The sequence below is a fragment of the Ensifer sp. EB106-03-01-XG145 genome, from assembly GCF_058792075.1.
Map to the genome: position 1 here is coordinate 97,009 of NZ_JBYTEC010000011.1, position 12,470 is coordinate 109,478.

Annotated in this window: 11 protein-coding genes; 9 read left to right on the forward strand and 2 right to left on the reverse strand. The window is 63.1% G+C overall.

Annotated features, from left to right (window positions below; translation table 11 throughout):
• The first annotated feature begins 5 nt into the window (after positions 1-5).
• The 9 genes from phnE to AC3WWH_RS23670 all read left to right on the forward strand — a co-directional run bounded on the left by phnE (position 6) and on the right by AC3WWH_RS23670 (position 10,582).
• Positions 6-1,523: a phosphonate ABC transporter, permease protein PhnE gene (gene phnE / locus AC3WWH_RS23630; protein ID WP_058324977.1), complete on the forward strand. Its 1,518-nt coding sequence runs from the start codon at positions 6-8 to the stop codon at positions 1,521-1,523.
• A gap of 127 nt (positions 1,524-1,650) precedes the next feature.
• Entirely contained in the window at positions 1,651-2,358 is a 708-nt protein-coding gene (locus tag AC3WWH_RS23635) for a DUF1045 domain-containing protein (RefSeq protein ID WP_113398809.1), read from the forward strand.
• 1 nt (position 2,359) lies between these two features.
• Entirely contained in the window at positions 2,360-3,499 is a 1,140-nt protein-coding gene (locus tag AC3WWH_RS23640; RefSeq protein WP_058324978.1) for an alpha-D-ribose 1-methylphosphonate 5-triphosphate diphosphatase, read from the forward strand.
• A complete protein-coding gene (phnN, locus tag AC3WWH_RS23645; protein WP_058324979.1) occupies positions 3,496-4,083 on the forward strand; it encodes a phosphonate metabolism protein/1,5-bisphosphokinase (PRPP-forming) PhnN in 588 nt (195 codons plus the stop codon). Before AC3WWH_RS23640 ends, phnN begins: the two co-directional genes overlap by 4 nt.
• 319 nt (positions 4,084-4,402) lie before the next feature.
• Positions 4,403-5,647 (forward strand): imidazolonepropionase, encoded by a 1,245-nt coding sequence (hutI, locus tag AC3WWH_RS23650; RefSeq protein WP_058324980.1) that lies wholly within the window; start codon positions 4,403-4,405, stop codon positions 5,645-5,647.
• On the forward strand, positions 5,644-7,179 hold the full coding sequence (hutH, locus tag AC3WWH_RS23655; protein ID WP_058324981.1) for a histidine ammonia-lyase: 1,536 nt from the start codon (positions 5,644-5,646) through the stop codon (positions 7,177-7,179). Before hutI ends, hutH begins: the two co-directional genes overlap by 4 nt.
• 1 nt (position 7,180) lies before the next feature.
• Positions 7,181-7,999 carry an N-formylglutamate deformylase gene (hutG, locus tag AC3WWH_RS23660; protein ID WP_058324982.1) on the forward strand — a complete coding sequence of 273 codons (819 nt, stop codon included), beginning with the start codon at positions 7,181-7,183 and terminating at the stop codon, positions 7,997-7,999.
• A gap of 2 nt (positions 8,000-8,001) precedes the next feature.
• Positions 8,002-9,675, forward strand: a complete 1,674-nt coding sequence (gene hutU, locus AC3WWH_RS23665) for a urocanate hydratase (protein ID WP_058325077.1) — start codon at positions 8,002-8,004, stop codon at positions 9,673-9,675.
• A gap of 268 nt (positions 9,676-9,943) precedes the next feature.
• Positions 9,944-10,582, forward strand: coding sequence for a hypothetical protein (locus AC3WWH_RS23670; protein ID WP_058324983.1), 639 nt, complete (start codon positions 9,944-9,946; stop codon positions 10,580-10,582).
• A gap of 44 nt (positions 10,583-10,626) precedes the next feature.
• Here the strand turns inward: AC3WWH_RS23670 and AC3WWH_RS23675 are convergent, their stop codons facing one another.
• Both AC3WWH_RS23675 and AC3WWH_RS23680 read right to left on the reverse strand, forming a co-directional pair.
• Positions 10,627-11,826, reverse strand: coding sequence for an RNA-guided endonuclease InsQ/TnpB family protein (locus AC3WWH_RS23675; protein WP_492377291.1), 1,200 nt, complete (start codon positions 11,824-11,826; stop codon positions 10,627-10,629).
• On the reverse strand, positions 11,820-12,449 hold the full coding sequence (locus AC3WWH_RS23680; RefSeq protein ID WP_492377292.1) for an IS607 family transposase: 630 nt from the start codon (positions 12,447-12,449) through the stop codon (positions 11,820-11,822). The genes AC3WWH_RS23675 and AC3WWH_RS23680 overlap by 7 nt, the downstream gene beginning before the upstream one ends.
• Between the last annotated feature and the right edge of the window lie 21 nt (positions 12,450-12,470).

Sequence of the window (12,470 nt, forward strand, 5' to 3'; positions counted from 1 at the left end):
GCGCTATGACCACGACCACACGACTGAGCCCGATGGAGATGGACGCGATCGCGGCCCGCCATCCCGAGCTCCTGAAATCCTCGACCTCCAAGCGTGTACGCACGGCAACGATCGCCGGCGGCATTGTCGTCTATCTCATCTTCAGCTGGTGGTTCTTCTCGATCGGTCAGGTGCTTGGAAACGCCAACTGGGGTATCGCCGGCACTTATCTCGCCGACTGGGTCTCCTACGAGGTGCGGCCCGAGATCCACATCGCCTCCGACCGGACAATGAGCCTCAACTATCAGCGCAATTCGCCGCTCGGGCCCAATCCCGATCCGGATTGGGTGGAACTCGACAAGGAGACGGTGACGCGCCGCGTGGAAACTCCGGCGTCGACGACGCAGGCGGCAAAGCCGAAGGCAAGCTCGTCCTTCAGCTTCATGACGCCCGGTTCAGCACTCGGCGGCACCACCACGGCCGAAGCTCAAAACCGCGTCGAAACCCGCACGGAAGAAGTCCTGACCCGAGTCGTCGTGACCTATGACCGCTCAACCAGGATCGAGATCGCCGACAGCCTGGTCAAGGCGACGCATGGCGGCGAGACCCTGGTGATGGCCATCGATGGCGCCGACAGGGTGATGCCGCAGGGCACGCTGCCCACCTGGGCGACGCAGAAGCGTCCGGGCGAGAAGATCGTGCTTGCATTCGGCGCCACCGGCTGGGCGGAAGTCGAAGGCGACGAGGTTTCTATCCGCAATCGCTTCTTCGGCTGGGCGAACTTCCTCTTCGACACCAACTCGCCCTTCTTCGGCAAGAGCTATGGCGAGGTCGCCTCGCTCATCATATCTGGCGAGCGCATCGATCCGTCCCGCTCGAACCTCTCGCTTGCCTGGAACAACATCCTCTATAACGCCGAGTGGCAGCATCTGGATGTCTGGACGAAGCTCCTGCAGACCGTCGTCATGGCCTTCGTCGGCACACTCTTTGCATCGCTGATCGCCTTCCCGCTCTGCTTCCTCGCAGCCCGCAACATCACGCCAAGCTTCATGACCAATCAACTGGTCAAGCGTTTCTTCGACTTCCTGCGGTCGGTCGATATGTTCATCTGGGCGCTGTTTTTTACCCGCGCCTTCGGCCCCGGACCGCTTGCCGGTATCTCGGCGATCTTCTTCACCGACACCGGCACGCTCGGGAAGCTCTATTCCGAGGCGCTGGAAAATATCGACGACAAGCAGCGCGAAGGCGTCAAGTCGGTGGGCGCCGCGCCGCTTGCCGTACAGCGCTTCGGCGTGCTGCCGCAGGTGTTGCCGGTCTTTGCCAGCCAGGCGCTTTATTTCTGGGAATCGAACACCCGTTCGGCGACGATCATCGGCGCCGTCGGCGCGGGCGGTATCGGTCTCAAGCTCTGGGAAGCAATGCGCACCAATTCCGATTGGGAAAATGTCGCCTACATGGTGCTTCTGATCTTGCTGGTTGTCTTTATTTTCGACAGCATCTCGAACGCGTGCCGTTCACGCCTGATGGGTCGCAGGGCACATTGACGACAGCCAAGCATTTGCGCGTCCGCCATCATGATGTTGTCATGGAAATCGGCTAGCTGCGCATCGCATCCCGCAAACAATCGACCCGCCTCCCCGGCGGGCCGGTCGCTACAAGAAAGTGAAGACCGTGCGTTATGCAATCTACTTCGCGCCGCCGGCGGACGACCGGCTGTCGCAGACCGCGTCCCGTTGGCTTGGCCGTGACGCCTTTACCGGCCAGGATCTTGCTCTTCCGACGATCGCCGGGATCGACGAAGCGACGCAACGCACACTGACAGCAGACCCGCGACGCTACGGTTTTCACGGAACGCTGAAGGCTCCCTTCGAGCTTGCCGAGGGCCGCGACGAAGACGAACTCCTCAGCATCTTTGAATGCTTCGCCGCTGACCTCGATCCCTTCGAAATCCCTGAAATCGTCCTGCACCAGCTCGGCCCGTTCTTCGCCCTGGTACCGTCCGCTCTCTCTGCCGAACTGCAGGATCTGGCCGAAGATGCCGTTTACCGCTTCGACCCGTTCCGCGCGCCGCTGTCGGAGGCGGACTTCGCCCGGCGCAAGCCGGAGAGCCTCCCGGAACGCCAGAGGCGCTACCTGAGGGAATGGGGCTATCCCTATGTATTCGAAGAATTTCAGTTCCATCTGACTTTGACCGGTCCGGTGCCCACCGAAACCAGCGGCGTCATGCGATCGGCGCTCGCATCCACCTTTGCCGAACATATCGGCAGACCGCTTCACGTGACGTCAGTCGCGCTCTTCGTCGAACCGGAGCGCGGCGCCCCCTTTACTGTCCGCTCCCTGCTGCCGCTCGGCAGCGACACCCAACGAAAGATTGCATGAGATGAGCAAAGAACAGGTTTTGACCAACGCCCGCATCGTCCTCGAGGACAGTATCCTCGACGGCTCGGTGCTGATCCGCGACGGCAAGATTGCCGATATCTCCGGGGGGACGGTCGCCAGCGGCGAGGACTTCGAAGGCGACTACCTTATTCCCGGCCTCATCGAACTGCACACCGATCACCTTGAGGCCCACTATTCGCCGCGCCCGGGCGTGCGCTGGCTGAAGATCGCGGCGATCCAGGCGCACGACGCGCAGGTCGTCACCTCGGGCATCACCACGGTCTTCGACTGCCTGCGGCTCGGCTCCGACGAAGACGGCGGTTTCCAGAAGGGTGAGATGCGCAGCATGGCCGACGCCCTCGCGCAGGCCAAGGAAGAAGGTCGGCTGCGCGCCGACCACTTGATCCACCTGCGCTGCGAGGTCTCGACCTCCGACGTGCTCGATCACTACGAGGACTTCCGGAACGACCCACAGGTCAAGCTCGTCTCGCTGATGGACCACGCGCCCGGCCAGCGTCAGTTCCAGACGATGGACCAGTACACGCTCTACTACAAATCCAAGCGCGGCCTTTCCGACGCGGAATTCGCCCGCTTCGTCGAGCGTCAGCAGGCGCTTTCGGCGAAATATGCCGGCCCGCATCGCACTGCGCTGGCGGAGGCCTGCGCCGCCCGCGGCATCACGATTGCCAGCCATGACGACGCGACCGTCGACCACGTCGAAGAATCGGTCGGCTTCGGCATCAAGCTTGCCGAATTCCCGACGAGCTTCGAAGCGGCGGAAGCCTCACACCGCGCGGGTTTGAGCGTTCTCATGGGTGCGCCGAACATCGTGCGCGGCAAGTCGCACTCCGGCAACATCGCCGCCCGAGACCTGGCGGAGCGTGGCGTTCTCGACGTGCTGTCGTCGGACTATGTGCCCTTCAGCCTGATCCACGCGCCCTTCGTTCTTTCCGACGAAGTCGAAGCCATCGACCTGCCGAAGGCGATCGCGATGGTGACCTCGACACCGGCCCGTACCGTCGGCCTTGACGACCGCGGCCGCGTCGCAGTCGGCCTGCGCGCAGACATCGCCCGCGTCCACCGCAGGCAAGGCATTCCGGTCGTGCGCTCCGTCTGGCGCGAAGGACGGCGTGTCGCATGAGCGCGAGCGAACAGGGTGCAGGCGCACTCGTCGTCGTCGTCGGACCGAGCGGTGCGGGCAAGGACAGCGTCATGGGCTTTGCCGCCCGGCATTTTGCCGACTGTCACGACGTGCATTTCGTCCGGCGCGTCATCACCCGCCCGTCGGATGCCGGCGGAGAGGTGCATGAAAGCGTCTCGGAAGACGAATTCGTCGACATGCAGAAGGACGGCGCCTTCGCCGTCTTCTGGGACGCGCATGGCCTCAAATACGGCATCCCCTCCGTGGTGCTACGGAATGTGCGAAACGGCATGACCGCTATCGTCAACGGCAGCCGCGGTGCCTTGCCGGCGTTCCGGGAAGCGTTTGGCGACATCGCCGTCGTCGTGATCACCGCCGAGGCACCGGTTCTGGCCAAGCGGCTTGCAGAACGCGGCCGCGAGAGCGAGGAAGAAGTCCTGCGACGGCTGAGCCGCCAGGCCCCCGATGTCACGTCGGGGCCCGGCGTGAGCGTCATCGACAATAGCGGCAGGCTCGACATCGCCGGCACCCGCTTCGTCGACCTGGTGGAACGATTGCGCATCAAGGCGGACCACGCCGCCTGACGGGGGCGAGCGGTACCGTCGGCTTCGCCTCTCGAATCGACATGGCAGGGCTTTCGGCCGGATATCTTTCCTGACGATCGATTGACGCGAGCCCCGGAATTCCGGTTTCGGGGCTTTTTTGCGTTCTCGCGCTTCGGAAGCACATCGCACAGAAGTTGCTCACAGAATCAATTTGTTGAAGCCGCTTGCTCATGTTTTTGAACAGCGCCGCGCCTCTTTTCTTCGCCTTTCCGCCCTGTCCTTTTCCTCCCGCCACACGATTTTCCTCTTGTGGAGCGAATTAATATGTATATACATTATATCCAGTGGAGGCGACCTCATGAACGATATCTCGACCCGCAAGCAGGCATCCGGCGTTTGGCGCAACACGCGCCTTGTGACGCTGAGCGAAGCCGCCGAAGGACTTGGGCTTGTCGAGAATGCGGCCGTTGCTGTCGTCGATGGGCGGATCGCTTTTGCGGGTCCCGATCGCGATCTGCCGGCCAACCTCGCAGGCCGCCTCGAAGCGGTTGACTGCGAAGGCCGCGTCTTGACGCCGGCCCTCATCGATTGCCATACGCATCTCGTGCACGGCGGCAACCGCGCCCGCGAGTTCCAAATGCGGCTCGAAGGCGCCACCTATGAAGAGATCGCACGGGCCGGCGGTGGCATCGTTTCCTCGGTGAAAGCGACCAATGCGCTGAGCGTCGACCAACTCGTGGAAAGCGCTCTGCCACGGCTCGACACGCTTCTTTCCGAAGGTGTTTCGACGGTCGAAATCAAGTCCGGTTACGGGCTCAATGTGACGGCTGAGCTCAACATGCTGCGCGCCGCCCGCAAGCTGGAAACGCTCCGCCCGGTCCGCGTCGTCACCAGCTACCTCGCCGCGCATGCGACGCCCGCAGACTACAAGGGCCGCAACGGCGACTACATCACCGCTGTCGTGCTGCCCGGCCTCGATGCAGCGCACGCCGAAGGGCTGGTCGATGCGGTCGACGGTTTCTGCGAGGGCATTGCCTTCTCGACCGCCCAGATCGCCCGTGTCTTCGACCGCGCCAAGGCACTGGGCCTGCCGGTCAAGCTGCACGCAGAACAGCTTTCCAATCTCGGCGGTGCGAAGCTCGCGGCATCCTATGGTGCGCTCTCGGCCGACCATCTCGAATATCTCGACGCCGAAGGCGCAGCAGCCCTTGCCAAATCAGGCACGGTTGCCGTGCTGCTCCCCGGTGCGTTCTATGCACTCCGCGAAGAGCGCCTACCGCCGGTTCAGGCGCTGCGCGACGCCGGCGCACGGATCGCGATCGCCACCGATTGCAACCCCGGCACTTCGCCGCTGACCTCGCTGCTTCTCACCATGAACATGTCGGCGACGTTCTTCCGGCTGACGGTAGCCGAATGCCTGGCCGGCACAACGCGCGAAGCCGCGCGCGCCCTCGGCCTGCTCGCGGAGACCGGAACCATCGAGGTCGGCAAGTCGGCCGATCTCGCGCTCTGGAACATCGAGGATCCCGCCGAGCTCGTCTACCGCATCGGCTTCAACCCACTTCATGAACGCATCTTCAGAGGGCAAAGGATCGGTCAATGACCATCATTCTACATCCGGGCTCCGTGCCCCTTCGCGACCTCGAAACCATCTACTGGACCGGAGAGCCGGCTCGTCTGGACCCGTCCTTTGACGCCGGAATCAAGAAGGCGGCCGGCCGCATCGCCGAAATCGTCGCCGGCAATGCCCCGGTCTACGGCATCAACACCGGGTTCGGCAAACTCGCCTCGATCAAGATCGACAGCGCCGATGTCGCGACGCTTCAGCGCAATCTGATCCTGTCGCATTGCTGCGGCGTGGGCGAGCCGCTTGCCGAAAACGTCGTGCGTCTGATCCTGTCGCTGAAGCTCGTTTCGCTCGGTCGCGGCGCCTCCGGCGTCCGTCTCGAACTCGTGCGTCTGATCGAAGCCATGCTCGAAAAGGGCGTAGTCCCGGTCATTCCCGAGAAGGGCTCGGTTGGTGCTTCCGGCGACCTCGCCCCGCTCGCCCATATGGCAGCCGTGATGATGGGCCATGGCGAAGCCTTCTTCGAAGGGCGCCGCATGTCCGGCGCCGAGGCGCTTTCCGCCGCTGCCCTGACGCCCGTCGTGCTGGCCGCCAAGGAAGGCTTGGCGCTGATCAACGGCACCCAGACCTCGACGGCGCTGGCGCTTGCCGGTCTCTTCCGCGCCCACCGCGCCGCGCAGGCAGCACTGATCACCGGCGCTATGTCGACCGACGCCGCCATGGGTTCGTCCGCCCCCTTCCATCCCGACATCCACACGCTGCGTGGTCATCGCGGCCAGATCGATACGGCCGCCACATTGCGCACTTTGCTTGCCGGCTCCGCGATCCGCGAAAGCCATATCGAAGGCGACGAGCGCGTACAGGACCCCTATTGCATCCGCTGCCAGCCGCAGGTCGATGGCGCCTGCCTCGATCTCCTGCGCTCGGTCGCGCGCGTGCTCGAGATCGAAGCGAACGCCGTCACCGATAACCCGCTGGTCCTTTCGGACAATTCCGTCGTCTCCGGCGGCAACTTCCACGCCGAACCGGTTGCGTTTGCCGCCGACCAGATCGCGCTGGCCATCTGCGAGATCGGCGCGATCTCGCAGCGCCGCATCGCGCTGCTCGTCGATCCGGCACTCTCCTACGGCCTGCCGGCCTTCCTCGCCAAGAAGCCGGGTCTCAACTCCGGCCTGATGATCGCCGAGGTGACCTCCGCCGCGCTGATGTCGGAGAACAAGCAGCTCTCGCACCCGGCCTCGGTCGACTCGACACCGACTTCGGCCAACCAGGAAGACCACGTTTCGATGGCCTGCCACGGCGCCCGCCGCCTGCTGCAGATGACCGAAAACCTGTTCTCTATCGTCGGCATCGAAGCCCTGACCGCGGTCCAGGGCGTCGAGTTCCGCGCGCCGCTGAAGACGAGCCCCGAGTTGCAGAAGGCAGCCGCGGCACTTCGCGCCGTCTCTCTGACGATCGAGGAAGATCGCTACATGGCCAACGACCTCAAGGCTGCCGGCGATCTCGTCGCCTCGGGCCGCCTGAACGCCGCGATCTCCGCCGGCATCCTGCCTGGCCTGGAGAGCTGAGATGGCGGTCTTCGAAGTCAAAAGGGGAAACTCCCCGGTCATCCTCGGATTTCCGCACACCGGCACTGACGTGCCGGCTGCGATCTGGGATCGGCTCAACGACAACGGCCGGATATTGGCCGATACCGATTGGCATATCCACCAGCTCTATGACGGCCTGCTGCCGGAGGTGACCGTCGTTCGCGCCACCTTCCACCGCTACGTGATCGATGCCAACCGCGATCCCGCGGGCGCCAGCCTCTACCCCGGCCAGAACACGACCGGCCTGATCCCGGAAACGGATTTCGACGGCAAGCCGATCTGGAAGGATGGAGAGGCACCAACCGAAGCCGATATCGCCGAACGCCTCCGGACGTTCCACGCGCCCTATCATGCCGCGCTTGCCGCCGAGATCGAGCGCGTCAAGGCGATCCATAGCGTCGTCGTGCTCTATGACTGCCATTCGATCCGCTCGCACATCCCGTTCCTCTTCGAAGGAAAGCTGCCGGATCTGAACATCGGCACCGACATGGGCAAGACCTGCGCACCGGAAATCGAGAAGGAAACAGCAGAAATCGCTGCTGCAGCAAAAGGTTACAGCAGCATTCTCAATGGTCGCTTCAAGGGTGGATGGACGACCCGCCACTATGGGCGCCCCGAGACTGGCGTGCATGCGATCCAGATGGAACTCGCGCAATCGACCCATCTGGCAGCGGAAGAACCACCCTTCGCGCTCGACGCCGCCCGTTCAGCACTGCTGCGTGAGCCGCTGAAAGCCATTTTGAACCGCATCGAAACCATCGCATTTGACCTCAAGAGACAGACAGGGAGCGAGGCATGACCATGAACAATCCGCGCCACAACATTCGCGACGTGCGCGCCCCCCAGGGCACGACGCTCAACGCCAAGAGCTGGCTGACCGAAGCGCCGCTGCGCATGCTGATGAACAACCTCGATCCGAACGTTGCGGAAAATCCGCACGAACTGGTCGTCTACGGCGGCATCGGCCGAGCGGCGCGCACCTGGGCCGATTTCGACAAGATCGTCGAGACGCTCAAGGACCTCAACGACGACGAAACGCTGATGGTGCAGTCCGGCAAGCCGGTCGGCGTCTTCCGCACCCATAAGGATGCGCCGCGCGTTCTCATCGCCAACTCCAACCTCGTGCCGCATTGGGCGACCTGGGATCATTTCAACGAGCTGGATAAGAAGGGTCTCGCCATGTACGGCCAGATGACCGCCGGCTCGTGGATCTACATCGGCACTCAAGGGATTGTTCAGGGCACCTACGAAACCTTCGTCGAGGCCGGCCGCCAACACTATGGCGGCAACCTCAAGGGCAAATGGGTCCTGACCGGCGGCCTCGGCGGCATGGGCGGCGCCCAGCCGCTCGCAGCCGTCATGGCCGGCGCCTCGTGCCTCGCAGTCGAATGCAACCCGGACTCGATCGACTTCCGCCTGCGGACCCGCTACCTCGACGAGAAGGCCGAGACGCTGGACGAGGCGATGGAGATCATCGCGCGCTGGACGAAAAACGGCGAAGCGAAGTCCGTCGGCCTGCTCGGCAACACCGCTGAAATCCTGCCGGAAATGGTTCGCCGCGGCATCCGCCCCGACATGGTCACCGACCAGACCTCGGCACACGACCCGGTCAACGGCTACCTGCCGAAGGGCTGGACCATGGCCGAGTGGAAGGCCAAGCGCGAAAGCGACCCGAAGGCTGTCGAAAAGGCCGCACGCGCCTCGATGCGCGAGCATGTCGAAGCGATGATCGCCTTTCAGGACATGGGCATCCCGACCTTCGACTACGGCAACAACATCCGCCAGGTCGCCAAGGAAGAGGGCCTTGAAAACGCCTTCGCCTTCCCGGGCTTCGTTCCGGCCTATATCCGCCCGCTGTTTTGCCGCGGCATCGGACCATTCCGCTGGGCGGCTCTCTCCGGCGATCCGGAAGACATCTACAAGACCGACGCCAAGGTCAAGGAACTGCTGCCCGACAACAAGCACCTGCACAACTGGCTGGACATGGCGCGCGAGCGCATCTCGTTCCAGGGTCTCCCGGCACGCATTTGCTGGGTGGGTCTCGGCGACCGCCATCGCCTCGGCCTCGCCTTCAACGAGATGGTCAAGAATGGCGAACTCAAGGCCCCGGTCGTCATCGGCCGCGACCACCTCGACTCCGGCTCGGTCGCCTCGCCGAACCGCGAGACCGAAGCGATGAAGGACGGCTCGGACGCAGTTTCCGACTGGCCGCTGCTGAACGCGCTGCTCAACACAGCCTCGGGTGCGACCTGGGTATCGCTGCACCACGGCGGCGGCGTCGGCATGGGCTTCTCCCAGCATTCGGGCGTCGTCATCTGCGCCGATGGCACGGATGATGCGGCCAAGCGACTTGAGCGCGTGCTCTGGAACGACCCGGCAACCGGCGTCATGCGCCATGCCGATGCGGGCTACGACATCGCTCTTGATTGCGCCAAGGACAAGGGCCTGCGCCTGCCGGGTATCCTCGGCAACTGATACGCTTTCGACTGACATACTCAACGGAAATGCTGATAGGGGCGCCGCAAGGCGCCCCTATCACTTTTTGATGAGACAAGTACCGGGACTGCGTCTTCCTTGCTTCGGCGCCTTGCAACTGTTGATAGCAATGCTAGAAAATAATGATGCCATCGCATTGCTGGCGACGCGTTGCAGAAGATTTCTTTTCGCTCAAGCGAGCGCTGATTGTTTATGAGAAGGCTTCATGTGTAAGGGCAGAAACAAGAGAAGAACCATTAGACTTCCTATGTTTGCCGTGGGGCTTCTTACGAGCGTCTTTATTGCTTCGTCTTCGGTCGCCCAGAACGTGAGTTTCTTCGGCCCTGTTCGCAACGGAGAGCGACATTTTACCGCCTTCCCGGAGTATATCGGCGTCGGAATGAGCCAAGGGGAGACCAACAAGAGGGACGTGGTCTTCTCAACAATTCAAATGCTCGCCATCACTGCCGGAATTGAGGTGCGAGCCCAACCGGGCCTCGGAAGAAACACCATCGGCGTGATATTTAGAAAAGATGTCGTCCAGAATGGCCGGGTCGACGTTCGCAAAATTGAAGATTTCGGCTTCGACCCCTACTACAGCAAATTGCTCAACGACACCGCAGGAAGCGGCGCAGGAAACTGCGCCTCCGCCGTGAACTATTCTGCGGAAGGGCGGTTTGACCGCGCCGTCGTCGTTGCAAACAGCGATGTCCCCGATCAGGAATTGGCGACCTGCGTGGCTCAGGCCCAGGCGCATGCGCTGGGGATAGCCACCTTTAACTCCAGCAAGGCCGACTTCTCGCGCTTCTTCGCGAGGATTATGATCCTCGTCGATCAGAAGAAGAGATGTCTCCAAGACAACCAAACCACATTGACCTGCAAATTTGTCGATGAGCCCTGGGACTAACCGCTCTCCGAAACCTACACATACCTAACCGTAGCTGATTAAAGCTATGCGGCGAGGTTGCTGTTCGGTTCCTGCTTCGCCGAGGCCCGTTTCACGCGGGGCTTGCGCACCACGCCAGAGCGTTCCTCTCCACAGGCTGACACCGCAGAGCTTGCGGCCAGATGTTCGAGATTATGGGCGGCGTTGCGGTCGCGATAGACCTCATGCCCACAGGTGTCGCAATGATAGGTCCGCTGCGACAGCGCCAGTTCGGCCTTGACCGAACCGCAACAAGAACAGGTCTTGCTCGATGGAAACCAGCGATCCGCGACCACGACGGTCGCGCCATAGAACCGGGCCTTGTAGTCGAGTTGGCGGCGGAACTCGAAGAATCCGCCGTCCATCATCGACCGGGCGAGGTGGCGATTGCGCACCATTCCGCGTACGTTCAGGTCCTCGATGCCGATGAGGCGATAGGTCTTCGCCAACAGGGTCGTCGTCTTGTGGGTGGCGTCACGGCGGATGGCGGCGATGCGGCTGTGCAGCCGCGCCAGCTTCGCCTTTGCCTTGCGCCGGTTGGCAGAGTCTTTCCGCTTGCGGGACAGTGCCCGGCTTGTCCGGCGCAACCGCCCCAGCAATGCCGTGTGGGCCTTCGGACCGGGGATCGGATCGCCCTGGCTCAACGTCGCCAGCGTCGTCACGCCCAGATCGACGCCAACGGCGTCATGCGGTCGCTCGACCGGCTTGATGTCGTTGGTCTCGACCATGATGCTGGCGACCCAGCGGTCAGCCTCCCGACTGACGGTGACACGCTTGAGCTTGCCGGTGAAGCGCACGGCCTCGCGCATCCGTACCCAGCCCACGACCGGCAGCTTGATCCGCTGGCTATCCACCCGGAAGGTTCCGGCCTCGTTGGCGGCGCAGAAGCTGTCCCGGACACCCTTCTTCTTGAACCGGGGATAGCGGCCCCGCTTCTCGAAGAACGACCGGAAGCCTGCGCCAAGGTCGATGATAGCTTCCTGCACGGCGCACTTGGTTACGTCGAACATCCACGGGAATTGCTCCCGCTTGAGGCTGTTCAACTGGCGACGAAGTGCGGCGTCGGAGGGCTGCGGCAACGATGGATCGTCACGTCGCGCCGCGTACTGGCGCTGCCACTCGGCCAGCGCCCAGTTCCACGCCAAGCGCGCCACGCCGGATGCGCGGGCGAAATAGGTCCGCTGCTTGTCGGTCGAGTCCAGCGCGATGCGGTGCGCGATCAGCATGGCGCGGACGCTTCGACGGCCCGACGGACACCATCTAGCAGCTTCTGGTTCCGGTGCGAACGCGAGCCATAGAGTCGGGCCGAGAACACCGTGATGATCTCCAGCACGTCCTTGGCGAGGTCTTCCTCGAAGGGCGTAACCTCGCCCTGATTGAGGATCACCACCTCGACGTTCTTCGCCTCGCAGATCGCGGACACCAATTCCGCGCCGAAGCGCAGCAGCCGGTCCTTGTGAGCAATCACCAGCCGCCCGACCTGACCGTCAATGATGGCGTCCAGCAGCCGCTTAAGGCCCTTCTTGCGGGAGTTCATCCCCGAACCAAGGTCAGCGATAACCTCGAACATCCAGCCTTGCCGGGCGCAATACAGTTCCAGAACCTGCGTCTGGCGCGCGAGGTCGTCCTTCTGCTCATGGCTGGACACACGGGCATAGGCGACGGTCTTGCGGCTCGACTGCTGTGCCGCCCGAAAGCGTTCCGGCAGGAGCTTCGCCAGGTCATACCGACGATGCCCACCCGCCGTATGCTCCGCCAACAACCGGCCTTCTGCCTCCCAGCGCCGCAGCGTCGTGATCGACACCCCCAGCGCCTGAGCCGCTTCGCCTATGCTGACCAACCTCTCCATTTTGGAAAGTGTGATTCAGGT

What these genes read in the sequence shown, in the direction of transcription:
- phnE (WP_058324977.1), top strand. Translation starts at nt 6, where the DNA reads ATGACCACGACCACACGACTGAGCCCGATGGAGATGGACGCGATCGCG.
- AC3WWH_RS23640 (WP_058324978.1), top strand. Translation starts at nt 2,360, where the DNA reads ATGAGCAAAGAACAGGTTTTGACCAACGCCCGCATCGTCCTCGAGGAC.
- phnN (WP_058324979.1), top strand. Translation starts at nt 3,496, where the DNA reads ATGAGCGCGAGCGAACAGGGTGCAGGCGCACTCGTCGTCGTCGTCGGA.
- hutI (WP_058324980.1), top strand. Translation starts at nt 4,403, where the DNA reads ATGAACGATATCTCGACCCGCAAGCAGGCATCCGGCGTTTGGCGCAAC.
- hutH (WP_058324981.1), top strand. Translation starts at nt 5,644, where the DNA reads ATGACCATCATTCTACATCCGGGCTCCGTGCCCCTTCGCGACCTCGAA.
- hutG (WP_058324982.1), top strand. Translation starts at nt 7,181, where the DNA reads ATGGCGGTCTTCGAAGTCAAAAGGGGAAACTCCCCGGTCATCCTCGGA.
- hutU (WP_058325077.1), top strand. Translation starts at nt 8,002, where the DNA reads ATGAACAATCCGCGCCACAACATTCGCGACGTGCGCGCCCCCCAGGGC.
- AC3WWH_RS23670 (WP_058324983.1), top strand. Translation starts at nt 9,944, where the DNA reads ATGTTTGCCGTGGGGCTTCTTACGAGCGTCTTTATTGCTTCGTCTTCG.
- AC3WWH_RS23675 (WP_492377291.1), bottom strand. Translation starts at nt 11,826, where the DNA reads ATGCTGATCGCGCACCGCATCGCGCTGGACTCGACCGACAAGCAGCGG.
- AC3WWH_RS23680 (WP_492377292.1), bottom strand. Translation starts at nt 12,449, where the DNA reads ATGGAGAGGTTGGTCAGCATAGGCGAAGCGGCTCAGGCGCTGGGGGTG.